This is a genomic window from Burkholderia sp. BCC0397 (genome assembly GCF_902832865.1).
GTDB lineage: Bacteria > Pseudomonadota > Gammaproteobacteria > Burkholderiales > Burkholderiaceae > Burkholderia.
Map to the genome: position 1 here is coordinate 655830 of NZ_CADFDL010000004.1, position 26622 is coordinate 682451.

General features: G+C 69.5%; 26 protein-coding genes. 11 read left to right on the top strand and 15 right to left on the bottom strand.

Annotated elements, in window-relative coordinates; translation table 11 throughout:
• Positions 1-129 precede the first annotated feature (129 nt).
• The gene (locus HWX03_RS17140) at positions 130-1041 is read right to left on the bottom strand and encodes a LysR family transcriptional regulator (protein ID WP_175824269.1); all 912 of its coding nucleotides are present in this window, start codon (positions 1039-1041) and stop codon (positions 130-132) included.
• A gap of 99 nt (positions 1042-1140) precedes the next feature.
• Here HWX03_RS17140 and mdlC point away from each other — a divergent pair, with 99 nt between their 5' ends.
• The 4 genes from mdlC to HWX03_RS17160 all read left to right on the top strand — a co-directional run bounded on the left by mdlC (position 1141) and on the right by HWX03_RS17160 (position 6853).
• Positions 1141-2748 (top strand): benzoylformate decarboxylase, encoded by a 1608-nt coding sequence (gene mdlC / locus HWX03_RS17145; RefSeq protein ID WP_175871960.1) that lies wholly within the window; start codon positions 1141-1143, stop codon positions 2746-2748.
• 29 nt (positions 2749-2777) lie between these two features.
• On the top strand, positions 2778-4229 hold the full coding sequence (locus HWX03_RS17150; RefSeq protein WP_175871961.1) for an aldehyde dehydrogenase family protein: 1452 nt from the start codon (positions 2778-2780) through the stop codon (positions 4227-4229).
• A 14-nt stretch (positions 4230-4243) separates the two neighbouring features.
• Positions 4244-5188, top strand: a complete 945-nt coding sequence (locus HWX03_RS17155; RefSeq protein WP_175871962.1) for a 2-dehydropantoate 2-reductase — start codon at positions 4244-4246, stop codon at positions 5186-5188.
• Between the two features lie 258 nt (positions 5189-5446).
• Entirely contained in the window at positions 5447-6853 is a 1407-nt protein-coding gene (locus tag HWX03_RS17160; RefSeq protein ID WP_175871963.1) for an MFS transporter, read from the top strand.
• 21 nt (positions 6854-6874) lie between these two features.
• On the opposite strand, the gene kynA is transcribed toward HWX03_RS17160, so the two are convergent.
• The 3 genes from kynA to kynB all read right to left on the bottom strand — a co-directional run bounded on the left by kynA (position 6875) and on the right by kynB (position 9820).
• Positions 6875-7807, bottom strand: a complete 933-nt coding sequence (kynA, locus tag HWX03_RS17165) for a tryptophan 2,3-dioxygenase (protein WP_174429631.1) — start codon at positions 7805-7807, stop codon at positions 6875-6877.
• Between the two features lie 90 nt (positions 7808-7897).
• A complete protein-coding gene (gene kynU / locus HWX03_RS17170) occupies positions 7898-9148 on the bottom strand; it encodes a kynureninase (RefSeq protein ID WP_175871999.1) in 1251 nt (416 codons plus the stop codon).
• A gap of 30 nt (positions 9149-9178) precedes the next feature.
• Positions 9179-9820: an arylformamidase gene (gene kynB, locus HWX03_RS17175; protein ID WP_175824274.1), complete on the bottom strand. Its 642-nt coding sequence runs from the start codon at positions 9818-9820 to the stop codon at positions 9179-9181.
• 129 nt (positions 9821-9949) lie between these two features.
• On the opposite strand from kynB, the gene HWX03_RS17180 reads away from it, so the two are divergent.
• The gene (locus HWX03_RS17180) at positions 9950-10450 is read left to right on the top strand and encodes an Lrp/AsnC family transcriptional regulator (protein ID WP_006477992.1); all 501 of its coding nucleotides are present in this window, start codon (positions 9950-9952) and stop codon (positions 10448-10450) included.
• Here HWX03_RS17180 and HWX03_RS17185 read toward each other — a convergent pair.
• The 4 genes from HWX03_RS17185 to HWX03_RS37235 form a co-directional block, all read right to left on the bottom strand.
• Positions 10437-10946 carry a flavin reductase family protein gene (locus tag HWX03_RS17185; RefSeq protein ID WP_174389026.1) on the bottom strand — a complete coding sequence of 170 codons (510 nt, stop codon included), beginning with the start codon at positions 10944-10946 and terminating at the stop codon, positions 10437-10439. The genes HWX03_RS17180 and HWX03_RS17185 overlap by 14 nt on opposite strands.
• Before the next feature lie 280 nt (positions 10947-11226).
• Positions 11227-11892 carry a hypothetical protein gene (locus tag HWX03_RS17190; protein WP_175871964.1) on the bottom strand — a complete coding sequence of 222 codons (666 nt, stop codon included), beginning with the start codon at positions 11890-11892 and terminating at the stop codon, positions 11227-11229.
• A complete protein-coding gene (locus HWX03_RS17195) occupies positions 11889-13295 on the bottom strand; it encodes a selenium-binding family protein (RefSeq protein WP_175871965.1) in 1407 nt (468 codons plus the stop codon). The genes HWX03_RS17190 and HWX03_RS17195 overlap by 4 nt, the downstream gene beginning before the upstream one ends.
• Before the next feature lie 85 nt (positions 13296-13380).
• Positions 13381-13512, bottom strand: coding sequence for a hypothetical protein (locus HWX03_RS37235; protein WP_279608069.1), 132 nt, complete (start codon positions 13510-13512; stop codon positions 13381-13383).
• Between the two features lie 345 nt (positions 13513-13857).
• On the opposite strand from HWX03_RS37235, the gene msrA reads away from it, so the two are divergent.
• A complete protein-coding gene (gene msrA, locus HWX03_RS17200) occupies positions 13858-14418 on the top strand; it encodes a peptide-methionine (S)-S-oxide reductase MsrA (protein ID WP_174433808.1) in 561 nt (186 codons plus the stop codon).
• Between the two features lie 28 nt (positions 14419-14446).
• Here msrA and HWX03_RS17205 read toward each other — a convergent pair whose 3' ends face one another.
• From HWX03_RS17205 to pdxH, 3 genes are all read right to left on the bottom strand, one after another.
• Positions 14447-15757: a DUF72 domain-containing protein gene (locus HWX03_RS17205; protein ID WP_175871966.1), complete on the bottom strand. Its 1311-nt coding sequence runs from the start codon at positions 15755-15757 to the stop codon at positions 14447-14449.
• Between the two features lie 23 nt (positions 15758-15780).
• Positions 15781-17001, bottom strand: a complete 1221-nt coding sequence (locus HWX03_RS17210) for a cyclopropane-fatty-acyl-phospholipid synthase family protein (RefSeq protein WP_175871967.1) — start codon at positions 16999-17001, stop codon at positions 15781-15783.
• Between the two features lie 121 nt (positions 17002-17122).
• Positions 17123-17767, bottom strand: coding sequence for a pyridoxamine 5'-phosphate oxidase (gene pdxH, locus HWX03_RS17215; protein WP_175871968.1), 645 nt, complete (start codon positions 17765-17767; stop codon positions 17123-17125).
• 128 nt (positions 17768-17895) lie between these two features.
• Here pdxH and HWX03_RS17220 point away from each other — a divergent pair, with 128 nt between their 5' ends.
• Positions 17896-18753, top strand: coding sequence for a tRNA threonylcarbamoyladenosine dehydratase (locus HWX03_RS17220; protein WP_174433804.1), 858 nt, complete (start codon positions 17896-17898; stop codon positions 18751-18753).
• 108 nt (positions 18754-18861) lie between these two features.
• Here the strand turns inward: HWX03_RS17220 and trxA are convergent, their stop codons facing one another.
• Entirely contained in the window at positions 18862-19710 is an 849-nt protein-coding gene (gene trxA / locus HWX03_RS17225; protein ID WP_174433803.1) for a thioredoxin, read from the bottom strand.
• 52 nt (positions 19711-19762) lie between these two features.
• Positions 19763-20644, bottom strand: a complete 882-nt coding sequence (locus HWX03_RS17230) for a pirin family protein (RefSeq protein ID WP_175871969.1) — start codon at positions 20642-20644, stop codon at positions 19763-19765.
• Positions 20645-20859: 215 nt separating this feature from the next.
• Between HWX03_RS17230 and HWX03_RS17235 the strand changes: the two genes are divergently transcribed.
• Complete coding sequence (locus HWX03_RS17235; RefSeq protein ID WP_175872000.1) at positions 20860-21738, top strand: EamA family transporter; 879 nt, start codon at positions 20860-20862, stop codon at positions 21736-21738.
• Positions 21739-21783: 45 nt separating this feature from the next.
• Here HWX03_RS17235 and HWX03_RS17240 read toward each other — a convergent pair whose 3' ends face one another.
• Positions 21784-23310, bottom strand: a complete 1527-nt coding sequence (locus HWX03_RS17240; RefSeq protein WP_175871970.1) for an N-acetylmuramoyl-L-alanine amidase — start codon at positions 23308-23310, stop codon at positions 21784-21786.
• Positions 23292-23843, bottom strand: coding sequence for a tRNA (adenosine(37)-N6)-threonylcarbamoyltransferase complex ATPase subunit type 1 TsaE (gene tsaE, locus HWX03_RS17245; protein WP_175824283.1), 552 nt, complete (start codon positions 23841-23843; stop codon positions 23292-23294). The genes HWX03_RS17240 and tsaE overlap by 19 nt, the downstream gene beginning before the upstream one ends.
• Positions 23844-23860: 17 nt before the next feature.
• Between tsaE and queG the strand changes: the two genes are divergently transcribed.
• The 3 genes from queG (at position 23861) to xerD (ending at position 26586) form a co-directional block, all read left to right on the top strand.
• Positions 23861-25096 (top strand): tRNA epoxyqueuosine(34) reductase QueG, encoded by a 1236-nt coding sequence (gene queG / locus HWX03_RS17250; RefSeq protein WP_175871971.1) that lies wholly within the window; start codon positions 23861-23863, stop codon positions 25094-25096.
• Between the two features lie 66 nt (positions 25097-25162).
• Entirely contained in the window at positions 25163-25633 is a 471-nt protein-coding gene (locus HWX03_RS17255) for a methylated-DNA--[protein]-cysteine S-methyltransferase (RefSeq protein ID WP_126363037.1), read from the top strand.
• The gene (gene xerD / locus HWX03_RS17260) at positions 25630-26586 is read left to right on the top strand and encodes a site-specific tyrosine recombinase XerD (protein ID WP_175871972.1); all 957 of its coding nucleotides are present in this window, start codon (positions 25630-25632) and stop codon (positions 26584-26586) included. The genes HWX03_RS17255 and xerD overlap by 4 nt, the downstream gene beginning before the upstream one ends.
• Positions 26587-26622: the final 36 nt, after the last annotated feature.

A 26622-nucleotide genomic window follows, 5' to 3' on the forward strand; every position in this document is an offset into this window, starting at 1 on the left:
TTTGCTCTTTGTGTGAGCGAATGATCGTATTCGGGCGAACGAAAGTCAAGGCGGGGACACGGCATTTCGATGGTGCGCTGCGGCGGTGCGCGGGCAGGGCAGGCGCGCCGGAGCGGGCGGAAAAAAGCGTCAGCGCCCTTCGCGCGTGAGTGCGACGAGTTCGTCGAGCAGCTTGCCGGCCGGCCCCGGCAGGATCCCGTGGCGGCGCCGGAACGCGGTGAGCGTACGCACCGCGACTACTTCGCGCACGGGCAGCGTGTCGATCGTGCCGGCGCGCCGCTCGGCGCCATACATCGGCTCGGCCATCCAGCAGAGGAAGCCGGCGTGCGCGACCAGGCTTTTCAGCGTCGTGACCGAGCGCGTCTCGACCGCGATGTCGGGCAACGGGAGCCCGTGCGCGTCGAAGGTCGCGCGCATGTGGTCGAACGGCGCGGTGCCGCGCGGCGGAATCGCCCAGCGTGCGTGCAGCGTATCGGCGAGCGTCGGCGCGCGGCCGAGCGCGCGCAGCGGATGGTGCGGCGCCGCAACGATATGGCTGCGATCTTCCCAGCGGCATTCGGGAATCGCGACGATCTCGTCGGTATCGGGCCCGTGCGCGGACAGCGCCAAGTCGATCTCGTGCTTGTTCAGCCCTTCCGCGAGCCGGTCCCACACACCTTCGATGATTTCGACGCGCAGGTTCGGCCAGCGGTCGAGCACGCGGCCGACCGCGATCGGCAGTACGAGGCTCGCGATGCTGCCCACCGTACCGACCTTGATCGTGCCCTTCGCGAATCCGCGCATCGCGTCGAGCTCCTCGCGCGCATGCTCGGCCTCGTGCTGCAGCAGCGTCGCGTGCGGCAGCAACGCTTCGCCGAACGCGGTGAGTTGCACGCCCTTCGAATGGCGCTCGAACAGCGGCGCGCCGACCTGCTCCTCGAGCCGCTTCAGGATCCGGCTCAGCGCCGGCTGCGTGACATGCAATGCGTCGGCCGCGCGGCCGAGGCTGCCGCACGCGACGATCGTCGTGAACGCGCGCAGTTGTCGGAGATCGAAAGTCATGCTGGAGCGTAATGGCTTTTTGCAGAAAATACAGTATCAGTGAATGGCTTGCGCTTCGATACTATGGAAACCGCCAAGCCATCGAGGAGACGCCCGAGCATGTCCGGCACCCCGTCCCATTCCGCCGCACCGATCACCGTCCGCGACACCGTCATCGACTTGCTCCGCCAGTTCGGCATCGACCGCGTGTTCGGCAATCCCGGCTCGACCGAGCTGCCGATGTTCCGCGATTTCCCCGACGATTTCCGCTACGTGCTCGGCCTGCACGAAGCCGTCGTGGTCGGGATGGCCGACGGTCACGCGCAGGCCACCGGCCATGCGGCGGTCGTCAACCTGCACTCGGCGGCGGGCGTCGGCAACGCGATGGGCAATCTGTTTACCGCGTTCAAGAACCGCACGCCGCTGATCGTCACCGCGGGCCAGCAGGCGCGCGCGATCCTGCCGTTCGATCCGTTCCTCGGCGCGACGCAGGCCGCCGAGCTGCCGAAGCCTTACGTGAAATGGAGCGTCGAGCCCGCTCGCGCGCAGGACGTGCCGGCCGCGATCGCGCGGGCGTACCGCATCGCGATGCAGGAGCCGCGCGGCCCCGTGTTCGTGTCGATTCCGGTCGACGACTGGGACCAGCCGGCCGAGTTGCTGCCGCGGCGCGACGTCAGCAGTATCGTGCGGCCCGATCCCGATGCGCTCGCGCGGCTCGGCGACGCGCTCGACGCCGCGCGGCGCCCCGCGTTCGTGGTCGGCGGGGCCGTCGATCGCGCGGGGGCGTGGGACGACGTCGTGCGTCTCGCCGAGCGGCACCGTGCGCGCGTGTACGTCGCGCCGATGTCGGGGCGCTGCAGCTTTCCCGAGGACCATCCGCTGTTCGCCGGCTTCCTGCCCGCGATCCGCGAGAAGATCGTCGCGCGGCTCGACGGGCACGATCTCGTGTTCGCGTTCGGCGCGCCCGCGTTCACCTATCACATCGAAGGCTTCGGCCCGCACGTGCCGCAGGGTGCGACGCTCGTGCAGCTCGTCGACGATCCGGGCGTCGCCGCGTGGACGCCGTCGGGCGATGCGGTCGTCGGCAATTTGCGGCTCGCCGCGCGCGATCTTCTTGCGCGACCGGCGCCACCCGAGCGGCCGATGCCCGCGCCGCGCGCGCCGCGGGTCCGTGTCGACGCACCGGCTGCCGGCGAGCGCATGTCGGTCGCGTTCGCGCTGCAGACGCTCGCCGACGTGCGCGACGCACACGACATCGTCGTCGAGGAGGCGCCGAGCGCGCGGCCGGTGATGCAGGAGCATCTGCCGTTCACGCGCAGCGGCACGTTCTACACGATGGATAGCGGCGGGCTCGGCTACGGGATGCCGGCCGCCGTCGGCGTCGCGCTCGCGCAGCCGGGCCGGCGCGTGATCGGGCTGATCGGCGACGGTTCGAGCCTGTATTCGATCCAGGCGCTGTGGAGCGCCGCGCAGCTGAAACTGCCGATCACGTTCGTGATCCTGAACAACCGGCGTTACGCGGCGTTGCAGGATTTCGCGCTCGTGTTCGGCTTCGGCCCCGGCGACCCGGTGCAGGGCACCGATCTGCCCGACCTGGATTTCGTCGCGCTCGCGCAAGGGATGGGCTGCCGCGGCGTGCGCGTCGCCGAAGCGGCGAAGCTGCGCGACGTGCTGACCGACGCGCTGCGTGCGGCGACGCCGGTCGTCGTCGAAGTCGAGATTGCCTGACGCGCGGCGCGCGTCTTTCCGGAGATTCCATGCAAACCGTAGCAATGCTGATCGGCGGCGAACGCCGCCACTCGTCCAGCGGCGCGACCTTCGTGCGCCGCAACCCGCTCGACGGCGAAATCGCGTCGGCCGCGCCCGCGGGCACCGTCGACGATGCGCGCGCGGCGGCCGATGCGGCTGCCCGCGCGTTTCCCGAATGGGCCGCGCTCGGGCCCGGCGCCCGCCGCGCGCTGCTGCTGAAGGCGGCTGCCGCGCTCGAAGCGAAGCATGAACAATTTGTCGCCGCGATGGCGGCCGAGACGGGCGCATCCGCGCTGTGGGCCGGCTTCAACGTGCAGCTCGCGGCGAGCGGGCTCATCGAGGCCGCGTCGCTGACCACGCAGGTCGGCGGCGAGCTGATTCCGTCCGACGTGCCGGGCTCGCTCGCGATGGGCGTGCGGCAGCCGGCCGGCGTCGTGCTCGGCATCGCGCCGTGGAATGCGCCGGTGATTCTCGCGACGCGCGCGCTCGCGCTGCCGCTCGCCTGCGGCAACACGATCGTGCTGAAAGGCTCGGAGCTGTGCCCCGTCACGCACGGGCTGGTCGTCGAGGCGCTGCAGGAGGCCGGGCTGCCGTCGGGCGTCGTCAACTTCGTGACGAACGCGCCCGACGATGCGGGCGCCGTCGTCGACGCACTGATCGCACATCCGGCCGTGCGCCGCGTGAATTTCACCGGGTCGACGCGGGTCGGGCGGATCGTCGCCGAAGCGTGCGCGCGTCACCTGAAACCGGCGGTGCTGGAACTCGGCGGCAAGGCGCCGTTCATCGTGCTCGACGATGCCGATCTCGACGCGGCGGTCGCCGCGGCCGCCTTCGGCGCCTTCGCGAATTCCGGGCAGATCTGCATGTCGACCGAGCGCATCGTCGTCGATGCGTCGATCGCCGACGCGTTCGTCGCGAAGCTCGCCGCCAAGGCCGCATCGCTGCCGCTCGGCGACCCGCGCCAGGGGCCCGTCGTGCTCGGTTCGCTGATCGACACGAAGGCCGTCGAGCGCTGCAACGCGCTGATCGACGATGCGCTCGCACACGGCGCGACGCTGCGGTGCGGCGGCAAGGCCGACAGCACGCTGTTTCCCGCGACGCTGCTCGACCACGTGACGCCGGCGATGCGCATCTACGCGGAAGAATCGTTCGGCCCGGTGAAGGGCATCGTGCGCGTCGACGGCGCGGAGGCCGCGATCCGCTGCGCGAACGACAACGCGTTCGGGCTGGCGTCGGCCGTGTTCAGCCGCGACGTCGCGCGGGCGCTGCGTGTCGCGGCGCGTATCGAATCGGGCATCTGTCACGTGAACGGCCCGACCGTGCACGACGAGGCGCAGATGCCGTTCGGCGGCGTGAAGGACAGCGGCTTCGGCCATTTCGGCGGCCAGGCCGGCATCGCCGCGTTCACCGACCTGCGCTGGATCACCGTGCAGACGGCGCCGCGCCACTATCCATTCTGACGAGGTCGACGACGATGAGAATCGCGATTCTGGGCGCGGGCGCGATGGGCTCGCTGTTCGGCGGCCGGCTCGCCGAAAGCGGCGAAGCCGTCACGCTGATCGACGTGAACGATGCGCATCTCGATGCGATCCGTCGCGACGGGCTGCGCATCGACGACGACCGAGGCGAACGGCGCATTCGCACGCTGCAGGCCGTGCGGCCGGAAGCCGCGAATACGCACGCGGCCGCCGCGCCCGACACACCGTTCGATCTGCTGATCGTTTTCACGAAATCGCTGCACACGCGGGCGGCGCTCGGCGGCGTGCGCGCGCTGCTGACGTCGGACACGTTCGTGCTGACGCTGCAGAACGGGCTCGGCAACGTCGAGACGCTGAATGCGTTCGTGCCGCTCGAGCGCATCCTGGTCGGCGTGACGACGTGGCCGGCCGATGCGGCCGGCCCTGCACACGTGCGCTCGCATGGCGCCGGCACGATCCGCATGATGACGGCCGACGGCGCGGCGCGCCCATTCGCGATGGCCGTGGCCGACGCGCTGTCGCGCGCGGGGCTCGCGTGCACGCTCGATGCCGACGTGTGGGCCGCGATCTGGGAGAAGGTCGCGTTCAATGCGGCGCTCAACACGCTGTGCGCGGCGACGGGCTGCACCGTCGACCAGCTCGGCCATCATCACGACGGTCCGCGGCTCGCGCTGGCGATCGCGGCCGAGACCGCCGCCGTCGCGCGCGCGAAGGGCATTGCGGTCGACGGCGAACGCATCGCGCGCAACGTCGAGCATGCAATCCGCGAACACCGCGGCCATCGCCCGTCGATGCTGCAGGACGTGCTCGCGGGCCGCCGCACCGAAATCGACGCGATCAACGGCAAGGTCGTCGCGGCCGCGCGCGAAGCGGGCGTCGCGGTGCCGCATGCCGAGACGCTGCTCGCGCTCGTCCGGTTGATCGACGCACGGACGAACTGAGCAACAGGCCGGCGGCCGGCTGGCGCCGCGTGACGATACGGATGCCGCGCCCGCGGGGCGATGGCGCCGGATCGTGAAGGGCAGGACAGGACGCCGGCGCCGATGCATGGGCGCCGGCCGACTGCGCAGCACGAGATCCGGGCACGCGTGTGCGCCAGCCCGGGCAAATGGAGACGCCATGAAAGCCATCGAATGCCGTTGTCTTGCCGCGCGCCGTTCGCGCACCTTGCCGCCGACGCGCGGCGCCCGGGAGGTCGCATGAGCACGCGCGACGCATCGGATGGACGGCTGCCGCCGTCGATCGACATCGGCACGACGCTCGACGACGGGCCGTTTACGCCGATGCAGCGCGGCGTGGTGCTGCTCGCCGCGTTCGCGATCGTGCTCGACGGCTTCGACGGCCAGTTGATCGGTTTCGCGATTCCGGTGCTGATCCGCGAGTGGGGCATCACGCGCGGCGCATTCGCGCCGGCCGTCGCGGCGGGGCTGGTCGGGATGGGCATCGGCAGCGCGTGCGCGGGGATCGTCGCGGACCGCTTCGGCCGCCGCCAGGCCGTGATCGGCAGCGTGTTCCTGTTCGGCGTCGCGACCTGCGCGATCGGCTTCGCGCCCGACGTCGCGACGATCGCGATGCTGCGCTTTTGCGCGGGGCTCGGGATCGGCGGCGCACTGCCGACGGCCACCACGATGACCGCCGAATACACGCCCGCGCGGCGCCGCACGATGATGGTGACCGCGACGATCGTCTGCGTGCCGCTCGGCGGGATGCTCGCCGGCCTGTTCGCGCACGAGGTGCTGCCGCGCTACGGCTGGCGCGGGCTGTTCTTCGCGGGCGGCGCGTTGCCGCTCGTGCTCGGCTTCGTGCTCGTGCGCGCGTTGCCCGAATCGCCGCGCTATCTCGCGCGGCGCCCCGCACGCTGGCCCGAACTCGGTGCGCTGCTCGCGCGGATGCAGCGGCCGGTCGCGCCGGGCACCGTGTTCACCGATATGAAGGACGCGCGCACGCCCGGCGGCCGCGGCGGTTTCGGCGCGCTGTTCGCGAGCGGCCAGGCGCGCGACACGATCGCGCTGTGGTGCGCGTTCTTCATGTGCCTGCTCGCCGTGTACGCGGCGTTCAGCTGGCTGCCGACGATGCTCGCGGCGAGCGGGTTGAGCGTGTCGGTCGCGGGCTCGGGACTCACCGCGTACAACCTCGGCGGCGTGATCGGCGCGCTGCTGTGCGCATGGGCGATCGCGCATGCGGGGTCGCGCTGGCCGCTCGCGCTGTGCAGCATCGGCGGCGCGGCGACCGCGGTATGGCTGATGGGCGTCGATGCGAGCCGCCATACGGGCTGGCTGATCGTCGGGCTCGGCCTGCACGGGCTGTTCGTCAATGCGGTGCAGTCGACGATGTATGCGCTGTGCGCGTACATCTACCCGACGGCCGTGCGCGCGACCGGCACCGCGGGCGCGCTCGCGTTCGGCCGGCTCGGCGCGATCCTCAGCGCGTTCGCGGGCGCGATCGTGATCACGGCGGGCGGCGCGGGCGCGTACCTGACGATGCTGGCCGTGGCGATGGGCGTGGTGTGCGTCGCGCTGCTCGTGATGCGGCGGCACATTCCGCGGCTGACTCGCGAACGGGCGGTGCCGCGCGAAGGGGAGGAACTCGCCCGCACGTCGTCGTGACGTGCGGACGCATCACGTGCGTTACAGCGTGGTGCGCACGTGCCAGAGCTCGGGGAACAGCACGACGTCGAGCATCTTGCGCAGGTACGGCGCGCCGCTCGTGCCGCCGGTGCCCTGCTTGAAGCCGATGATGCGTTCGACCGTCGTCACGTGACGGAAGCGCCACTGGCGGAACGCATCCTCGAGATCGACCAGTTCCTCGGCCATCTCGTACAGCTCCCAGTGCTGCTGCGGATGACGATAGACCTCGAGCCACGCGGCTTCGACCGTTTCGTCGTGCTGCATCGGCTGGGTCCAGTCGCGCTCGAGCCGCTCCGGCGCGATCGGAAACCCGCGCCGCGCGAGCAGGCGCACGACCTCGTCGTAGAACGACGGCGCCTCGAGCGTCGCGCGCACCTGTTCGAGGATGTCGGGCCGGTGCGCATGCGGCTGCAGCATCTGCGCGTTCTTGTTGCCGAGCAGGAATTCGAGCTGGCGATACTGGTACGACTGGAAGCCCGACGACTGGCCGAGATACGGCCGCATCGCCGAATACTCGGACGGCGTCATCGTCGACAGCACGTTCCACGCCTGCACCAGTTGCTCGAGGATGCGCGACACGCGCGCGAGCATCTTGAACGCGGGCGGCAGCGCGTCGGTGCGCACCGCATCGAGCGCGCCGCGCAGTTCGAACAGCGCGAGCTTCATCCACAGCTCGCTCGTCTGATGCTGGATGATGAACAGCATCTCGTTGTGATCGGGCGACAGCGGATGCTGCGCGTCGAGGATTGCATTCAGCGACAGGTAGTCGCCGTAGCTCATCGACTTCGAGAAATCGAGCTGCGCGTCGTGCCAGCCGCCTTCAGCGGCATCGCCCGGCACGTGCGGCGCTTCGTGCGCGGCTTGCGCCGGCTGGGCGGCGCGTGCGCCCGAGAACGGACAGCCTGCCGGCGCGTCGCCGCCGGGGGGCTGCATATGACCAGAATTCACGACTTTCTCCAGATTTGAATGACGAACGCGCGGCGCGCGCACCGCATGCAACTGCGGCGCGCCGCGCAAAACCGGTCAGGTCACCGCGCCGCGTTCGGCGAACTCGGGCGCCTTCCACGCGTCGGTGGCGAGGATGTCGCGCAGCGTCTCGACCGCATCCCACACGTCGGCGAAGCGCGTATAGAGCGGCGTGAAGCCGAAGCGCAGCACGTACGGCTCGCGGTAGTCGCCGATCACGCCGCGCGCGATCAGCGCCTGCATCACTTCGTAGCCGTGCGGATGCTCGAAGCTCGCCTGCGAGCCGCGCTGGTGATGCGCGCGCGGCGTGACCAGCTTCAGCGACAGGCCCGCGCAGCGCGCTTCGACGAGCGCGATGAACGCGTCGGTCAGCGCGAGCGACTTGCGGCGGATCGTGTCCATGTCGGTCTGCAGGAACACGTCGAGCCCGGATTCGACCATCGACATCGACACGATCGGCTGCGTGCCGCACAGGAAGCGCGCAATGCCCGGATCGGGCGCGAAGCCCGGCTGCATCGCGAACGGCGCACGGTGGCCCCACCAGCCGGACAGCGGCTGCGAGAAATGCGCGAGATGGCGCTGCGGCACCCACACGAACGCGGGCGAGCCGGGGCCGCCGTTCAGGTACTTGTACGTGCAGCCGACCGCGCCGTCCGCGCGTGCGCCGTTCAGGTCGACCGGCACCGCGCCGGCCGAGTGCGCGAGATCCCACAGCATCAGCGCGCCCGCGTCGTGCACGAGCTGCGTGACGGCCGGCATGTCGTGCATGTAGCCGGTGCGGTAGTTCACGTGCGTGATCATCGCGACGGCCGTGTCCGCGCCGAGTGCGCCCGGCAGGTCGGCCGGATCGTCGATCAGGCGCAGCGCGTAGTCGCCGCCGAGCTGTTCGATCAGCCCCTGCGCGATATACAGGTCGGTCGGGAAGTTCGAGCGTTCCGACACGATCACGCGGCGCTCGGGCGCACGCTCGGCCTGGTGACGCAGCATCGCCGACAGCAGCTTGAACAGGTTGATCGAGATGGTGTCGGTGACGACCGTTTCGCCGGGCGCGCCGCCGATCAGCGTCGCGAGCTTGTCGCCGAGGCGGCGCGGCAGCGCGAACCAGCCGGCCGTGTTCCAGCTGCGGATCAGGCCTTCGCCCCATTCGGCGCCGATCACCTGCTGCGCGCGGGCAGCCGAGGCGCGCGGCTGCGCGCCGAGCGAGTTGCCGTCGAGGTAGATCACGCCGTCGGGCAGCGAGAACTGGTCGCGCAGCGGGGCCAGCGGGTCGTCGCGGTCGAGCGCGAGCGCGTCTTCACGGGTCTTGATCATCATGATGTCGGGTCGTAGGTCGGGTAATCAGGAAGCCTGCGCGGGCAGCGCGCGCAGCACCGCGCGCACGGGGCTCGCGTCGAGCGTCGCGAATTTCAGCGGCAGCGCGATCAGTTCGTAGTCGCCGGGCGGCACGTCGTCGAGCACGATGCCTTCGAGGATCGCCATCCGGTGCGCGCGCACACGGTGATGCGCATCCATCGTCTTCGATTCCTGCGGGTCGAGCGACGGCGTATCGATGCCGATCAGCTTCACGCCGTGCGCGGCGAGCAGGTCGACGGTGTCGGGCGCGACCGCGCAGAAATCGCTGTCCCATTGCTCGACGCTGGCGCGCGGGTACGTGCGCAGCAGCACGCGCGGCGGCACGCCGTCGAGCGCGGCCGCGAGGTCGGCCGGCCGCACGACCGGCGATGCGCCGATGCAATGGATCACGCGGCACGGGCCGAGATAGGTGTCGAGCGGCACCGCGCCGATCGGTGCGCCGTCGGCGTCGTAGTGCAGCGGCGCGTCGCAGTGCGCGCCCGTGTGCGGCGACAGCGTCAGGCGCGCGACGTTGACCGGCGAACCGGCCTCCATGCGCCACACGCGTTCGACGGAAACGGGCGTATCGCCCGGCCACACGGGGGTGGCGGGGCTGACAGGCGGCGAGATGTCCCAGAGTGTGTCCATGGCATGACGAAGCGTGAGTCGATGCTTCGAATGATAGGTGGACGCTCGCAGAAAGTGCTTGCGAAATAAACATGGACAATCCGCCAGATTGGCAGATAATTCGACTGAGAGGGAAAACGGGGACCAAAAATGCACGCGATCACGCTCGATGCCACCGACTGCCGGATTCTGGCGGTACTGCAGGAGGAAGGCAGAATCAGCAATCTCGACCTGGCCGAACGCATCTCGCTTTCGCCATCCGCCTGCCTGCGCCGCATGCGCCTGCTCGAGGAGCAGGGCGTGATCGAGCACTATCGCGCGTGCCTGAGCCGCGAGAAGCTCGGCTTCGAGCTCGAGGCGTTCGTGCAGGTGTCGATGCGCAACGAAGAGAATCAATGGCACGAGCGCTTCGCGGAAGCGCTGCGCGAATGGCCGGAGGTGGTCGGCGCGTTCGTCGTGACGGGCGAGAGCCACTATCTGCTGCGCGTGCTCGCGCACAACCTCAAGCACTATTCGGATTTCGTGCTGAACCGCCTCTACAAGGCGCCGGGCGTGATGGACATCCGTTCGAACATCGTGCTGCAGACGCTGAAGGACGAAGCCGGCGCGCCGGTCGGCCTGGCGCGCACGGGGGCGATCAAAGCGGTGTGAGGCCGTGGAAGCCGCCGCCGTGGAACACGAGTGGCGGTGCCGTTTCCGATACGGCGCGCACGCCGCAGCGTTCCACTTCGCCGACGAAGATCACGTGGTCGCCTTCGTCGTAGCGGCTGCGGTTGTGGCATTCGAACCATGCGAGTGCGCCGTCGAGCACGGGCATCCCCGAGTTGCCGGCCGCATGCGCGATCCCTTCGAAGCGGTCGCCCTTGTAGGTCGAGAAGCGCTTGCACAGGTCGAGCTGCGACGCCGCGAGCACGTTCACCACGTAATGGCTGTTGCCGCGGAACACCGGCGTCGACGCCGATTTGTGCGCGAGGCTCCACAGCACGAGCGGCGGATCGAGCGAAACCGAATTGAACGAGCTGGCGGTGATGCCGATCAGCTGGCCGGACGGCGCCTGCGTCGTGATCACCGTCACGCCCGTCGCGAACTGGCCGAGCGCCTGCCGGAAGGCGGCCGCGTCGAAATCCGGCGGATTGGCGTGGCTCATCGGGCAGTCATCCGGAACGGGACGAGCGGGCGCGACACGACACGGGCGTGACGGGCGCGGCGGACGAAAGACGACAACGCGGTCGAGTGGGAAGGGGTGCGCATGGCCCGATTTTAGCGGAATCGGGGCCGCCGGGCCCGGTCGGGCGGCGCAGCGCGACGGCAGGGTGGCGTAGCGAACACTGCGGTGCGCGGCCGGCAGCGCCGTTCTGTCGCGTTTTTCGACGGTGCGGCCGTTCCGGCTGGCACCCCGTTGTTCCACCTGGCATCGCTGCCCCGCACTATCGCGCCGCCGCCAGCCCGAGCGACAACGCACCCGTCACGATCAGGCTCGACGCCCATACCGCATCCAGATTGAACCAGCTCCGCGACACGAACTTCAGCCCGAGATAGCGGTACACGAGCCACGCGAGCCCGCCGCCGGCGGCGATCATCGCGGCCGCATGCACGGCCGCGACGACGAGCGCCATCCCGAGATGCGCATCGACGAGCATCGCGGCCGCGCGGTGGCCGGCATCCCGGTCGAGCCCGCACAGGCCGAGGTAGATCGGCACGAGCATCAGCCCCGCGCCGTGCGCGAGCGCGACCGCGAACGACCACAGGCCGAGCCGCGCCGGCGGAATCCGCGCGAGCGCCCGCGGATGCCGACGCCGGATCAGCAGCACCGCGCCGAAGCCGATCACGAGCGCGCTCGCGCCGATCCGGATCGCCGACTGCCATGCGAGCAGCGCCGCAAGCAGCCCGAACGGCAGCATCACCGCGAAGACGGCGAGCGCATGACCGAGCGCGAGATAGCCGAGCGCCGCGACGAGCGCGCCACCGCGGCGCGTCATCAGCGCGTTCGACACCGCGAGCGGCCAGCCCATCGCCGGGTTGAGCCCGTGATAGACGCCGCTCGCGAGCACGGCCGCCCACAGCGCGAACGGCGCATGAAGGCCGGCGCTCAACGCTTGACCGACGGATAGCAGAACGAGTCGGTCGAGCAGTCGCCGCCTTCGAGCCGGATCTGATGCGCGCGGTAGCCGTCGGGGAATTCGACCCAGTAGTCGTCGGCGAGCGTCAGCCCGCCGTCCGGCCCCGCGTGCGCGAGCACCTGCGCGGCCGGCACGCCGTCCGGATAGAACTGGTCGTCCCACGTCGAATAGAGCGAGTTGGTCCAGTACACGCGCCGGCCGTCGCGGCTGATCTCGACCATCTGCGGGCCGCCCGCGAATGTGCGGCCGTTCGTGTGCGGCGCGCGGCGCGCGATGCCGCCGATGCGTACCGACCCCGCGAGCACCGGGTTGTGCGGATCCGACACGTCGTACTGGCGCATCTCGCCGGTGCCCCAGCACGACACGTACAGGAAGCGGTCGTCGAGCGACAGGTCGATGTCGGTCACGAGCGGCGGCACCGCGCCGAATCCTTGCAGCAGCGGCGGCAGCGCGTCGGCCGCGGCCGGCTCGGCCGGAATCGTCGCGGTCTTCTTCACATGAAACTGGCCGCCTTCGCGCCACCAGGTCCAGATCGAGCCTTCGAGATTGGTCGTATCGACCACGACGCCGACGAATCCGTATTCGCGCACCGGGTCGTGCGCGGGCCGCACCTCGAGCGCCATCTGGTGCTGCGCGCCGAGATCGATCGTCTGCACGTTGCGCCGCGCGCGCAGGTCCCAGAAATGCAGCCGATGCCCGTACTTGTTCGCGAGCAGATCCTCGGGGACGATCCCGTTCTCGAATTGCGGCGGCAGCGCCCATTCGCTCGACACCATGTAGTCGCGCGGCAGGTTCCACCAGAAGTCGTAATGCTTGTCCTGCGGGCCGCGATCGATCTCCCAGCGGCCGAGCACGTCGAAGGTCTCGCAATCCATGATGAAGATGCCGGGCGCGCCGTCGGTGCCGTCCTTGCCCGCCCCGCCGAGCGTGCTCACGTAGATGCCCTCGGGGCCGCAATGCACGGTGTGCGGCCGCGAATAGCCGGTCTTCGCGAAGATCTCGTCGGGCTCGATGATCTTGTGGATGCGCGCCTGCGTCGGGTGCGGCTTCGTGTCGATCACGTAGATGCGCGACGAGCGCAGGCCGGGGATGATCAGGAAGCGGCGCTCGAGGAACGCATGGCCGGTCAGCGGCGACAGCGACGACGAGCACGCATTCCAGCCGAAGTGGTGAAACTCGTCGCCGGTGTTCGGCATCGTCACCGTATGCACGATCTTGCCGTACGTCGACGAACCGGGCTTCACGTCGATCACGGCGAGCGCGTCGGGTCTGGAAAAATCGGGGCTCAGCAACAACGTATAGGCGAACTCCTCCGCCGGCGCCTGCATCGCAAGCTCGGGCGAAGCGTGAAACGTCGGGTCAGGCCGCATGCTCATGGTGATGCCCTCTCGGTGGTGTCGGATCGTGGACGCACGGCCGTTCATTGCGGGCGTGCGGACTGCGGTTGCCGCGCGGCGCGCATCATGCCGGCGGCGCGAGCGGCAGGCGGAGGCACGCGTCGGCGACGCGCGCGATGTCGTGCATCAGGTCGTGAAAGCGGGAAAAGGCGAAGGGTTGCCGCGCGGTGCTCGCGGTGAAACGGGCGCGCGCCATCGCGATGGTGCGATTGGCGTGTCGGCGACCAGGCCCGCGAGGCAGGCAATGTCTGTCAAGGCGTGCATATCGATGTTCCGGCAGATGATGTTGGCATCGGGGTCGGGCATGCATCGGACGCTGCGCGGGCGCGACGGGTTGGCCGTCGCTGGCGCGTGTCTAAGTGTAGACGAGAAAGCCGCGACGGAGCGCGTGCGGCACCTGGCCGATCTGCCAGGTTCGCGCGCGAGTGAGATACTTGACGAAGTGCCGCTGCCTCCCGCATCGCGGGCGGGCAGCGGCGACGCGCAACGGTGGCGCCGGCATTCGCGTGCCGGCTGCCGTCATCCACGAGGGGCTGATTTCATGGGGAACGAGATGCTTGAAACCGCGACGCTCGGAGGCGGGTGTTTCTGGTGCACGGAGGCCGTGTTTCTCGACGTCGACGGCGTGACGGCCGTCCAGTCGGGTTACGCGGGCGGCCAGACGCGCAATCCCGGCTATCGCGACATCTGCGAAGGCGACACGGGCCACGCGGAAGTCGTCAACGTGACGTTCGATCCGGCGCGCATCGGCTATCGCGAGATCCTCGAGATCTTCTTCGCGACGCACGATCCGACCCAGTTGAACCGGCAGGGTAACGACGTCGGCACGCAGTACCGGTCGGTCGTGTTCACGCATTCGGATGCGCAGCGCGACACGGCGCTCGACGTGATCCGCACGCTCGAGCGCGAACAGGTGTTCGGACAGCCGATCGTCACGCAGGTCGTGCCGCTCGATGGCAACTACTGGCCGGCCGAGGACTATCATCAGAACTATTACGCGCGTAACCCGGGGCAGGGCTATTGCTCGGTCGTGATCGGGCCGAAGCTCGCGAAATTCCGGCAGAAGTTCTCGCACCGGCTGAAGTCGCTGCGCGGCGCCTGAGCGTCGGCGGCAACCGGCGAAACCGACGTCAAGCCGCCTCGTTGCGCCACTGCGCGCACGCGGCGGCGATTTCGCGTGCGAGCGCGATGCACGACAGCGGCGCGGAGCCTTCCGCCTTGTTGTTGATCGTGATGATCACCGGCTGCCCGGCCAGCGCGTAGCGCGCGGCCAGTTCGGCGAGCGCCGAGCGCGTGGCCGGATCCTCGTCGACGAGCTTGTCGAACGGCTCGTATTTCGCTTTCGCCTGCTCGTACTTGAAGCCGCCGTGCAGGCTCCAGCGCACGATCAGCGGGCCCGGCGCGTCGCCGTCGAGCAGCGCGAGCGCGGCGGCCTGGCGCAGCGGGTCGGGCATCCGCGCGTGCAGGCCGACGCAGTAGCGCACGCCGAGCGCGGCCAGCGCGCGGATGAAGCGCGGCGTGAGCAGGCTCGCGTCGCGGATCTCGATCGCGTAACGCGTGCCGTCGGCGTCCGGCGGCAGTGGCGGCAGTGGCGGCAGCGCCGCGAAGAACGCGGCGAGCCGGTCGATCAGCGCGGCCGGCTCCGCGAGCAGCTGATCGGGCAGCGGCGAGAACTGGAATACGAGCACGCCAGCTTTCCGGCCGAGCCCGTCGAGACACGGCTGCACGAATTCGCGGATCGCGAGCGGCGCATCGAGGAAGGTCGGGTTCGGCCCGGACGGCTCGCCGCGCCGGCCGCGGATCACCGCGTCGGTCACCGCGGCCGGCGCCTTCACGACGAAGCGGAAATCGTCGGGCACCTGCTGCGCGTAGCGCAGGTAGTCGGCCACCGACAGCGGGCCGTAGAACGACCGGTCGAGGCTGACGCTCTTCAGCAGCGGATGCGCGCCGTACGCTTCGAGCCCTTCGCGCGACAGCTTCGTCTGCGCGAAATCGCCGTCGTAGACGATGCCGTTCCAGCCGGGGAAATACCACGACGACGTGCCGAGCCGCACGTTCGGCGGCAGGCCGGCCGCGGCGTCGGCCACGTCCGCCGAAATCGGTGCGGGCAGCACGCCGCGCTTGCGGCGGCCTTTCTTCGGCGCGGCGGCCGGCGGGGACGGCTCGTCCCACAGCAGGCCGGACGATGGTGCAGGCTCGTCGTCGGCGGCGGCGGGGCGGGAGATCGTACGGGCGGGCGGCGTCGGTCGCGCGTCTTCCTGCGCGTCCGGCGTCACGTGCTCATCGGGGCTGGCGGGGCGGTCGTTGCTCGCGGGCGACGCGCGTGCGGCGTCCGTCGGCACGCCGAACAGGTCGAATTGTCCGTCGGCGTGCGACTCGTTGGCGTCGTCGCGCTGCTGTCGTTCCGGCGGCGTCTTGCGCCGCGTCCTGCCGTCACCCATGCATGCCCAGCGTGAGGCGCCGCCTAGCGCGGCAGCGCGTGTTCGTACATGTAGCGCCGCGACCACGGCAGCGTTTTCGCGCTGCGTCCGGCCTTGCGGCACACGATCTGGAAGATCGACACGTCGTCGTGCTCGAACGCATACGCGCAGCCGGCCAGATACACGCGCCAGATGCGGAATTTTTCGTCGTCGACGAGCTTTCTCGCTTCTTCGGCTTTCGCTTCGAAGTTTTCCGTCCAGATATCGAGCGTGCGCGCATAGTGCCGGCGCAGGCTTTCGACGTCAACCGCCTCGAGTCCGCCGCGCTGCGCCGCTTCGAGCGCGAGGCTGATGTGCGGCAGCTCGCCGTCCGGGAACACGTAGCGATCGATGAATTCGCCGCCGCCGAGCGCCGTTTCGCCGCTTTCCGCGTCGGTCGACGTGATCCCGTGGTTCATCGCGATGCCGTCGTCGGCGAGCAGGTCGTGCACGCGCGAGAAGTAGAGCGGCAGGTTCTTGCGGCCGACGTGCTCGAACATCCCGACGCTCGTGATGCGGTCGAACTGGCCTTCGACCTCGCGGTAATCCTGCAGACGAATCTCGATCCGGTCCTCCAGCCCCGCGGCCTTCACGCGCGCGGTCGCGAGGTCGAACTGGTTCTGCGACAGCGTCACGCCGAGACACGTCGCGCCGAACTTCTGCGCGGCGCGCAGCACGAGCGCGCCCCAGCCGCAGCCGATGTCGAGCAGGCGCTGGCCGGGCTCGAGCTGGATCTTCGTCAGGATGTGGTCGATCTTCTTGATCTGCGCGGTGGCGAGATCCTCGTCGCCGTTCTCGAAGTACGCGCACGAGTACACCATGTTCTCGTCGAGCCACAGCCGATAGAACTCGTTCGAGACGTCGTAGTGGTACTGGATCGCCTTCCGGTCGGTGCTCTTCGTGTGATTGAAGTAGCGCTTCACGCGTGCGAGCTTGCTTGCGCTCGTCACGGTGCTGCGCGCGAGCGAGTAGCTGATGTTGATGATGTCCGACAGCTTGCCTTCGATGTCGATCTTGCCCTTCACGTACGCCTCGCCGAGATTGTCGAGGCTCGGTTCGAGCAGCAGCGGCAACGCCGACGCGCTGTTCACCTTCAGCGTGACCTGCGGTGCGCTGAAGGTGCCGAAATCGAGTTGATCGCCGTTCCACAGCACGAGTCGCGCCGGTATGTTCGCTTTCGCCCGTACTTCATCCGCCCACTGTGCCAGCTTCTTTTCCCAGAACATTTGGATTCTCCGTTTGTTCGTTGAATCGAATACAGCCAAGTATCTTGACCGGCGCCCGCCGCTTGCGGCGCGGGCGCCCGGATGCAACACGAGACACGACCGGCGTGCGCCGGCGCCGCGCTTACGGCGACAGGCGCGAGATCGTCCAGCCCGGCGACGCCGCGGCGTCGCGCGTATAGAGCAGGCGGTCGTGCAGCCGCGACGGGCGCCCCTGCCAGAACTCGATCGCGTCGGGCATGAGGCGGTAGCCGCCCCAGTGCGGCGGGCGCGGCGGGTTGTCGCCGTAGCGTTCGCTGACGGCCTGTTCGCGCGCTTCGAGCGTCGCGCGGCTGTCGATCACGGCGCTTTGGTCGGACGCCCATGCGCCGATGCGCGAGCCGAGCGGGCGCGACGCGAAATAGCGGTCGCTTTCTTCCGCGCTGGTTTTCTCGATCCGGCCTTCGATGCGCACCTGGCGCTCGAGCTCGATCCAGTAGAACAGCAGCGCGGCTTGCGGATGCACGGCGAGATCGTGTCCCTTGCGGCTTTCGTAATTGGTGAAGAAGACGAACCCGCGTTCGTCGACGCCCTTGATGAGCACGATCCGGGCCGACGGCCGGCCGTCGGCGCCGACGGTCGCGAGCGTCATCGTGTTCGGCTCGGGCAATTTGGCGGCGAGCGCCTCCTTGAACCAGCGATCGAACTGGGCGAAGGGGTCGGGGGCGGCATCGGCTTCGTCGAGCGAAGCACGCGAATAGTTGATGCGAAGATCGGCGAGAGTCGTCATGTTATGCAAACGCTTCAATCTGGGGCCAGTATAGCGAACGCGCAAGAATCGTGCGTGCACAGTGGCGCGTGGGAGCGGGGAGTTCAGGCAAAATAGAGGGCTGCACGACTTACGTTTTCCTTGCTGCCATGTCCTCCGCCGACGCTGCCCCGCCCAGTTCTTCTGATCTTACCCCGACCCCGGAAATCCAGCTTGACGTGGATCGCGCGCGGCGTTTCGGCGGCGTCGCGCGCCTGTATGGCGCGCCGGCGGCCGCCGCGTTCGAGCGGGCGCACGTCGCGGTGATCGGGATCGGCGGCGTCGGGTCGTGGGTGGCCGAGGCGCTCGCGCGCAACGCGGTCGGCACGCTGACGCTGATCGATCTCGACAACGTCGCGGAAAGCAACACGAACCGGCAGGTCCATGCGCTCGACGGCAATTACGGCAAGCCGAAGGTCGACGCGATGGCCGAGCGGATCGCGCTGATCGATCCCGCGTGCCGCGTGAACCGGATCGAGGATTTCGTCGAGCCCGACAACTTCGACGCGCTGCTCGGCGGCGGCTTCGACTACGTGATCGATGCGATCGACAGCGTGCGCACGAAGGTCGCGCTGATCGCGTGGTGCGTCGCGAAACGGCAGCCGTTGATCGTCGTCGGCGGCGCGGGCGGGCAGCTCGACCCCACACGCATCCGCATCGACGATCTCGCGCTGACGATCCAGGATCCGCTGCTGTCGAAGGTGCGCGCGCAGTTGCGCAAGCAGCACGGTTTTCCGCGCGGGCCGAAGGCGCGCTTCAAGGTCAGCGCCGTGTATTCGGACGAGCCGCTGATCTATCCGGAAGCGGCGGCCTGCGACATCGAGGACGGCGCGGAGCCGTCCGCGGCCGCGCACGTCGCGGGGCTCAACTGTGCGGGCTTCGGTTCGAGCGTGTGCGTGACTGCGAGCTTCGGGTTCGCGGCTGCCGCGCATGCGTTGCGGGCGATCGCGGCGCAGGCGGCCGGCTGAGCGCGCGACGCGCGGGCAGGGAACGGTGATACCGCGGCGCGGGTAACGCGCCGCGAGCGATACGGCAAGCCAGCCGGGCCATCGCGGCCCGGCCGGTCGCGCGTCAGGTCAGTTGAGCGCCATGCTCAGCTTGCGTCGCCACGCGGCGATGAGGTCGGGGCGATCGCCGGCCAGTTCGAACACCGAGATCATCGTGCGGCGGCCGAGGTCGTCGCCGTACGCGCGATCGCGCGTCACGATTTCCAGCAACTGTTCCAGCGCGCCTTCGTACGCGCGCCGTGCGATCAGGCTCTGCGCGAGGTCGAAGCGCGCGTCGAGATCGGCCGGGTTCGCCGCGATGCGCGCTTCGAGCGCGTCGGTCGGCGGCAGGTCGGCCGTGGCGTCGAGCGCGTCGAAACGGGTCTTGATCGCCTGGTAGCGCGGGTCGCCGTTCTGCACGGTTTGCGGCGACAGGCGCTCGGTTTCGGCGCGCGCGGCGTCGACCTCGTTGCGCGCGAGCAGCAGTTCGATCAGGTCGAGGCGCGCGTCGTCGTAGCCGGGGTTCAGCGCGAGCGCCGCTTCGAGGTGCGTGAGCGCATCGTCGAAGCGCTGTTCGGCCATCGCGTACTGCGCGGCACGGCGCTCGGCTTCCTCGGCAGCCGGCAGCAGCCGGTCGAGGAACGCGCGCAACTGGCCTTCGGGCAGCACGCCGACGAACTGGTCGACCGGGCGCCCGTCGGCGAACGCGATCACGTGCGGGATGCTGCGCGTCTGGAAGTGCGCGGCGAGTTCCTGGTTCTCGTCGACGTTGACCTTCACGAGCTTCCAGCGGCCTGCATAGTCGGCTTCGAGCTTTTCCAGCAGCGGGCCGAGCGTCTTGCAGGGGCCGCACCACGGCGCCCAGAAGTCGACCAGCACGGGCGTGTCCAGCGACGCCTCGATGACGTCTTTCTCGAATGTGGCAAGCGTGGTGTCCATGTCGTTCTCTTCCGTTCGAATATCGTCAGGATGGGGGCGGCGCGCCGCTTTTTCAACGCGGCTTCGATTCGGGCAGCGGAATCCATTCGGTCTCGCCCGGCACCTTGCCCATTTCCTGGCGCGTCCACGCCGCTTTCGCACGCTCGATCGCGTCGCGGCTGCTCGCGACGAAATTCCATTCGATGTAGCGTTCGCCGTCGATCCGGTCGCCGCCGAGCAGCATCGCGCGCGCGCCGCGGCCGCTCGTCAGCGTGACCGTCGCGCCCGGCGCGAGCACGGCCATCTGTTCGGCCGGCACCGGCGTGCCGTCGATCGCGAGTTCGCCGTCGACCACGTAGACCGCGCGCTCTTCGTGCGACGCATCGAGTTCGAGCCGGCCGCCGGCCGCGAATTCGGCCGCGACGTACAGCGTGCGCGAGAACGTCATCACGGGCGAGCTCAGCCCGAACGCGTCGCCGGCGATCACCGTCAGCGCCACGCCGTCTTCGTTCCGCTTGGGCAGCGTATCGGCCGCATGGTGCTCGAACGACGGCGCGGTCGTCTCGTGCGCCTGCGGCAGCGCGACCCAGGTCTGGATGCCGTGCACGGTGTGGCCGCGGGCGCGTTGCGCGTCCGGCGTGCGCTCCGAGTGGACGATCCCACGGCCGGCCGTCATCCAGTTCACGTCGCCCGGCACGATTTCCTGCAGCGAGCCGAGGCTGTCGCGGTGCAGGATCGCGCCGTCGAACAGGTAGGTGACCGTCGCGAGCCCGATGTGCGGATGCGGGCGCACGTCGAGCCCGGTGCCGGCCGGCAGCGCCGCGGGCCCCATGTGATCGAAGAAGATGAACGGGCCGACGAGGCGTGCGGCGAGCGCGGGCAGCGTGCGGCGCACCTGCAGGTTGCCGATGTCGCGTACGTGCGGCTTCAGCAGGGCTTTGATCGAGTCGGTCATGGCGGGCCTCGTGGGGAGCGGCTGGATTGCCGGTCATTGTACTGGCGGCGCGAGGCGGCCGCGGCAGGCACGCGTCGTGCGGCATCCGCCGCGTTGCACAAGCCGCCGCGCGCGCCGCCGATTCCATGCGCGTCGCGCGGGTATCGGGCCGGGCGGCGAAACCCGGTAGACTGACCGGCTTCAGAAAACATCCGACAATCGAGGAGACGCCGATGATGGCCCCGAAGGACCTGCTGCTCGCGCTGGTCGTGATCCTGGCGTGGGGCGTGAACTTCGTCGTGATCAAGGTCGGCCTGCACGGCATGCCGCCGATGCTGCTCGGCGCGCTGCGCTTCACGCTCGCGGCCGTGCCCGCGGTGTTCTTCGTGCGCCGGCCGCAGATTTCGTGGCGGCTGCTGGTGCTGTACGGCGCGACGATCCAGCTCGGCCAGTTCGTGTTCCTGTTCACCGGCATGTACGTCGGCATGCCGGCCGGCCTCGCATCGCTCGTGCTGCAGTCACAGGCGTTCTTCACGCTGGTGTTCGCGATGCTGTTCCTCGGCGAGCGGCTGCGCGTGCAGAACCTGCTCGGGCTCGCGATCGCCGCGGGCGGGCTCGTCGTGATCGCCGCGCAGGGCGGCCGCGCGATGACGCTCGCGGGCTTCCTGCTGACGATCTGCGCGGCCGCGATGTGGGCCGTCGGCAATATCGTCACGAAGAAGGTCGGGAAGGCGAACCTCGTGTCGCTCGTCGTGTGGGCAAGCCTCGTGCCGCCCGTGCCGTTCTTCCTGCTGTCGCTGTGGTTCGAAGGGCCGCAGCGGATCGCGACCGCGCTCGCCGGGCTGGACGGCGCGTCGATCTTCGCGGTCGTCTATCTCGCGTTCGTCGCGACGCTGCTCGGCTACGGGCTGTGGAGCCGCCTGCTGTCGCGCTACCCGGCCGCGCAGGTCGCGCAGTTCTCGTTGCTGGTGCCGATCGTCGGGCTCGCGTCGTCGGCGCTGCTGCTCGACGAGCATCTGACGCAAGCGCAGCTGATCGGCGCCGCGCTCGTGATGGGCGGGCTCGCGGTGAACGTGTTCGGCGGGAAACTGCTGAGCCGCTTCGCGGCGTCGTGACGCGCCGGCACGCGCTGCGTGCCGGCGGCAGGGAACGGGCGGCGCTCAGGCCATCCGGTTTTTCGCGAGCGGCGGATTCGCGGCGAAGTAACGCTTGATGCCGCGGAAGATCGCGTCGGCCATCTCGTCGCGATAGCTGTCGTCGTTGAGCCGGCGCTCTTCGTCCGGGTTGCTGATGAACGCGGTCTCGACGAGGATCGACGGAATGTCGGGCGCCTTCAGCACCGCGAACCCGGCCTGCTCGACCGAGCCCTTGTGCAGCTTGTTGATGCCGCCCACTTCCTTCAGCACGTAGTTGCCGTAGCGCAGCGAGTCGCGGATCTGCGCGGTCGTCGACATGTCGAACAGCGCGCGGTTCACCGCCGCGTCCGCCGTCTTGATGTTGATGCCGCCGATCAGGTCCGACGAATTCTCCTTGTTCGCCATCCAGCGCGCCGCGGCGCTCGTCGCGCCGTGGTCGGACAGCGCGAACACCGACGAGCCGCGCGCGGACGGCGTCGTGAACGCGTCCGCGTGGATCGACACGAAGAGATCCGCGCCGACGCGGCGCGCCTTCTGCACGCGCACGTTCAGCGGCACGAAGAAATCGGCGTCGCGCGTCATCATTGCGCGCATGTTCGGCGCGGCGTCGATTTTCGCGCGCAGCTTCTTCGCGATGTCGAGCGCGATGTGTTTCTCGTACGTGCCGCCGCCGCCGATCGCGCCCGGATCCTCGCCGCCGTGGCCGGGGTCGATCGCGACCGTCAGCAGACGCACGGTGCCGCCCTTGCCCGATTTCGGCGCGGTGAACTTGTAGGTGTCGCCGTCGTCGTCGTTGTCGTCGCGGCGCGCGATGACGGGCGGCGGCTTGACGGCCGGCTTCGCGGGCGTCGACGGCGTGCCGGCGGCCGGCGGCGCATGCGGCGCGGCCGGCGTGTTCTGCGCGAAACGCTGGAAGAACGCGTCGCTGTTGTCGCCGGCGGCGGGCGGCGGGGTGCCCGGGCCGGTCAGCGTGGACGGCGGCTGCATCTGCTGCGCGCGCGCGTTGTCGTTGAGCGCCTGTTCCTTGCGTTCCGTCTGCGCGATCAGGTCGGACAGCGGATCGGGCGCGACGGCCGGATACAGGTCGAACACGAGCCGGTACTTGTACGTGCCGACGGGCGGCAGCGTGAACACCTGCGGTTTCACCGAGCCTTTCAGGTCGAACACCATCCGCACGACGTGCGGCTGATACTGGCCGACGCGCACCGACTGGATCTGCGGATCGTTCGGCGCGATCTTCGAGACGAGGTCGCGCAGCGCCTGGTCGAGGTCGAGGCCGCTCAGGTCGACGACGAGCCGGTCGGGGCCCTGCAGCAGCTGTTGGCTATTCTGCAGCGGCTGGTCGGATTCGATCGTGACGCGCGTGTAATCGCGCGCGGGCCACACGCGCACGCCGAGCACCGACGACGCGTGCGCGAGCCGCGGCGCGACGAGACCGAGCACCAGCGTCGACGCCCCCGCGCGCAGGATCTGACGGCGCCGCCAGTTGTGCGTCGCGGTGGCCGCCGATTCGATCGAGCGGAACGGTTTGATCAACATCTTTCGAGACATGCCTTTCCTGAAGCGCTGTACGCCCGGACGGTGAGAGCGCGGCCGTCGCCGTCCACGTCGAGCGAGAAAACCAGATCGGGCACGCCGAGCAGGGCGCCCGCCTGTTGCGGCCATTCGACGAGGCAGATCGCGCTGGAATTGAAATATTCGCGAAAGCCTGCGTCGGACCATTCGGCCGGATCGTTGAATCGATACAGATCGAAGTGATAGACCTCGAGTTCCCCATCGCTGCGTTCGAGCGCGTACGGCTCGACGAGCGTATAGGTCGGGCTGCGCACGCGTCCCTGGTGGCCGAGGCCGCGCAGGATCGCGCGCACGAGGCTCGTCTTGCCCGCGCCGAGATCGCCGACCAGCTGGATCTGCAGCCCGTCGAACGCATGGACGCGGTCGAGCTCGATGCGCGCTGCGTCGAGCGCGTGCGCGAAGCGCGTGCCGAAGGCCTCGGTTGCCGCTTCGTCGGCGAGCGCGATCACGCGCTCCGCGAGCGGGGCGGGCAACATGGCATGAGGCGGTTGGCTGGGCGTGGCTGGCATTCTCGTAAAATAGTGCGATGAACCGACTACCGGAACGCGCCGCATCCGACAGGCCTTCGACTCGTGACGAAGGCGCGGCGCAGTGCGCGCTCGACGATGCGGTGTTGACTGCGCTCGCCGCTCGCATCAGGGCGTGGGGGCGCGAATTGGGTTTCGGGGCGATCGGCATCAGCGATACCGATCTCTCGGATGCCGAAGCGGGCCTCGCCGCCTGGCTGGAAGCCGGATACCACGGCGAAATGGATTATATGGCGAAACATGGGATGAAACGCGCGCGGCCGGCCGAACTTGTGGCCGGTACGCGACGCGTGATCTCCGTGCGGCTCGCCTATTTGCCGGCCCAGACGCTCGCTGACGAGGCGCCCGGTGGCGAGCCCGGCGCGCTCGCGCCGCACGACTGGCGCGCGCGCGAACGGGCGCGGCTCGACGATCCGCAGGCGGCCGTCGTGTCGATCTATGCGCGCGGCCGCGATTATCACAAGGTGCTGCGCAACCGGCTGCAGACGCTCGCGGAGCGTATCGAGCACGAGATCGGCGGGTTCGGCTACCGCGTGTTCACCGATTCGGCGCCCGTGCTCGAAGTCGAGCTCGCGCAGAAGGCCGGGGTCGGCTGGCGCGGCAAGCACACGCTGCTGCTGCAGCGCGATGCCGGCTCGCTGTTCTTTCTCGGCGAGATCTACGTCGACCTGCCGCTGCCGACCGACGCGCACACGTCGCCCGACACCGCGCCCGAAGCGCCCGGCGCGCATTGCGGCAGCTGCACGCGCTGCATCGACGCGTGCCCGACCGGCGCGATCGTCGAGCCGTACCGTGTCGATGCGCGCCGCTGCATCTCGTACCTGACGATCGAACTGAAAGGCAGCATCCCCGAGCCGCTGCGGCCGATGATCGGCAATCGCGTGTACGGCTGCGACGACTGCCAGCTCGTGTGCCCGTGGAACAAGTTCGCGCAGGCCGCGCCCGTCGCCGATTTCGACGTGCGGCACGGCCTCGACCGCGCGACGCTCGTCGAGCTGTTCGCGTGGGATGCCGACACGTTCGATACGCGGATGCAGGGCAGCGCGATCCGCCGCATCGGCTACGAAAGCTGGCTGCGCAATCTCGCGGTCGGGCTCGGCAATGCGCTGCGCGCCGGCGCGGACCGGCTCGCGCCGCCGGCGCGCGACGCGATCGTCGCCGCGCTGCGCGCACGGGCCGACGATCCGTCGCCGGTCGTGCGCGAGCATGTCGAATGGGCGCTGCGAGCCGCGTGAAGGCGGCGTAAAGTGTCGTCGGCGCGCGAGCAGGGCCGCGCGCCATCCCCCGGTCAGGAGAATGCAATGTTCAACGCAGTCATCGACGCGCCGTTCGGCAAGGTCGGCATCCGCACGGATGCCGCGGTGGTGCGCGAGATCGTCTATCTGCCCGAATCGATGAAGTCGGTCGATCCGGATTCGGCGCTCGCGAAGCGCGCGGTCGAGCAGATCGAACGTTATTTCGAGCGTGCGTCTGCACGCTTCGACCTGCCGCTCGCCGACGTTGGCAGCGCATTCCAGCACCGCGTGTGGGACGTGATCAGCGATATCCCGCCCGGTACGGTGCTGACCTACGGCCAGGTCGCGAAGCGGATCGGCAGCGCGCCGCGCGCGGTCGGCCAGGCATGCGGCGCGAACTACTTCCCGCTCGTGATCCCGTGCCATCGCGTCGTCGCGGCGGGCGGCCTCGGCGGGTTCGCGAATCACGACGACAACGGCTATTACCAGCAAGTGAAGCGCTGGCTGCTGGCGCACGAGGGCGTGCCGTACCAATGAGCGAACCGATGATGTCCCCCGACGCCGACAACGACACCGACACCGTCGCGGCATCGCCCGCGCTGCTCGCGAGCCGCGCGTCGATCGACGTGTTCTGCGATGCGCTGTGGCTCGAGCACGGGCTCGCGCGCAACACGCTCGACGCGTACCGGCGCGACCTGGCGCTGTTTTCCCACTGGCTGGCCGCGACGCACGACGCGCCGCTCGACTCGGCCGACGAGGCGATGGTGACGGGCTACATCGCCGCGCGCAGCGACGGCAAGGCGACGTCGTCGAACCGGCGACTGTCCGTGTTCCGCCGCTATTACGGCTGGGCCGTGCGCGAGCATCGCGCGAGCGCCGACCCGACGCTGCGGATCACGTCCGCGAAACAGGCGGCCCGGTTTCCGTCGACGCTGTCCGAGGCGCAGGTCGAGGCGCTGCTCGGCGCGCCCGACATCGGCACGCCGCTCGGCCTGCGCGATCGCACGATGCTCGAGCTGATGTATGCGAGCGGGCTGCGCGTGAGCGAGCTCGTGACGCTGAAGACGGTCGAGGTCGGCCTCAACGAAGGCGTCGTGCGCGTGATGGGCAAGGGTTCGAAGGAGCGGCTCGTGCCGTTCGGCGAAGTCGCGCACGGCTGGATCGAGCGCTATCTGCGCGACGCGCGGCCGGCGCTGCTCGGCGCGCGCGCGGCCGACGCACTGTTCGTGACCGCGCGCGGCGACGGGATGACGCGCCAGCAGTTCTGGAACATCATCAAGCGCCACGCGCAGCAGGCCGACGTGCGCGCGCACCTGTCGCCGCACACGCTGCGGCACGCGTTCGCGACGCACCTGCTGAACCACGGCGCCGACCTGCGCGTCGTGCAGTTGCTGCTCGGCCACAGCGACATCTCGACCACGCAGATCTATACGCACGTCGCGCGCGAACGGCTGAAGACGCTGCACGCGCAGCACCATCCGCGCGGCTGACGCGCGACGCGTGCATGCGGCGCGGTGCAGCGCGGG

Excerpts from the sequence above, each read along its gene's own strand:
- HWX03_RS17140 (WP_175824269.1), bottom strand. The coding sequence starts at position 1,041 with ATGACTTTCGATCTCCGACAACTGCGCGCGTTCACGACGATCGTCGCG.
- mdlC (WP_175871960.1), top strand. The coding sequence starts at position 1,141 with ATGTCCGGCACCCCGTCCCATTCCGCCGCACCGATCACCGTCCGCGAC.
- HWX03_RS17150 (WP_175871961.1), top strand. The coding sequence starts at position 2,778 with ATGCAAACCGTAGCAATGCTGATCGGCGGCGAACGCCGCCACTCGTCC.
- HWX03_RS17155 (WP_175871962.1), top strand. The coding sequence starts at position 4,244 with ATGAGAATCGCGATTCTGGGCGCGGGCGCGATGGGCTCGCTGTTCGGC.
- HWX03_RS17160 (WP_175871963.1), top strand. The coding sequence starts at position 5,447 with ATGAGCACGCGCGACGCATCGGATGGACGGCTGCCGCCGTCGATCGAC.
- kynA (WP_174429631.1), bottom strand. The coding sequence starts at position 7,807 with ATGCAGCCCCCCGGCGGCGACGCGCCGGCAGGCTGTCCGTTCTCGGGC.
- kynB (WP_175824274.1), bottom strand. The coding sequence starts at position 9,820 with ATGGACACACTCTGGGACATCTCGCCGCCTGTCAGCCCCGCCACCCCC.
- HWX03_RS17180 (WP_006477992.1), top strand. The coding sequence starts at position 9,950 with ATGCACGCGATCACGCTCGATGCCACCGACTGCCGGATTCTGGCGGTA.
- HWX03_RS17185 (WP_174389026.1), bottom strand. The coding sequence starts at position 10,946 with ATGAGCCACGCCAATCCGCCGGATTTCGACGCGGCCGCCTTCCGGCAG.
- HWX03_RS17195 (WP_175871965.1), bottom strand. The coding sequence starts at position 13,295 with ATGAGCATGCGGCCTGACCCGACGTTTCACGCTTCGCCCGAGCTTGCG.
- HWX03_RS37235 (WP_279608069.1), bottom strand. The coding sequence starts at position 13,512 with ATGGCGCGCGCCCGTTTCACCGCGAGCACCGCGCGGCAACCCTTCGCC.
- msrA (WP_174433808.1), top strand. The coding sequence starts at position 13,858 with ATGGGGAACGAGATGCTTGAAACCGCGACGCTCGGAGGCGGGTGTTTC.
- HWX03_RS17205 (WP_175871966.1), bottom strand. The coding sequence starts at position 15,757 with ATGGGTGACGGCAGGACGCGGCGCAAGACGCCGCCGGAACGACAGCAG.
- HWX03_RS17210 (WP_175871967.1), bottom strand. The coding sequence starts at position 17,001 with ATGTTCTGGGAAAAGAAGCTGGCACAGTGGGCGGATGAAGTACGGGCG.
- pdxH (WP_175871968.1), bottom strand. The coding sequence starts at position 17,767 with ATGACGACTCTCGCCGATCTTCGCATCAACTATTCGCGTGCTTCGCTC.
- HWX03_RS17220 (WP_174433804.1), top strand. The coding sequence starts at position 17,896 with ATGTCCTCCGCCGACGCTGCCCCGCCCAGTTCTTCTGATCTTACCCCG.
- trxA (WP_174433803.1), bottom strand. The coding sequence starts at position 19,710 with ATGGACACCACGCTTGCCACATTCGAGAAAGACGTCATCGAGGCGTCG.
- HWX03_RS17230 (WP_175871969.1), bottom strand. The coding sequence starts at position 20,644 with ATGACCGACTCGATCAAAGCCCTGCTGAAGCCGCACGTACGCGACATC.
- HWX03_RS17235 (WP_175872000.1), top strand. The coding sequence starts at position 20,860 with ATGGCCCCGAAGGACCTGCTGCTCGCGCTGGTCGTGATCCTGGCGTGG.
- HWX03_RS17240 (WP_175871970.1), bottom strand. The coding sequence starts at position 23,310 with ATGTCTCGAAAGATGTTGATCAAACCGTTCCGCTCGATCGAATCGGCG.
- tsaE (WP_175824283.1), bottom strand. The coding sequence starts at position 23,843 with ATGCCAGCCACGCCCAGCCAACCGCCTCATGCCATGTTGCCCGCCCCG.
- queG (WP_175871971.1), top strand. The coding sequence starts at position 23,861 with ATGAACCGACTACCGGAACGCGCCGCATCCGACAGGCCTTCGACTCGT.
- HWX03_RS17255 (WP_126363037.1), top strand. The coding sequence starts at position 25,163 with ATGTTCAACGCAGTCATCGACGCGCCGTTCGGCAAGGTCGGCATCCGC.
- xerD (WP_175871972.1), top strand. The coding sequence starts at position 25,630 with ATGAGCGAACCGATGATGTCCCCCGACGCCGACAACGACACCGACACC.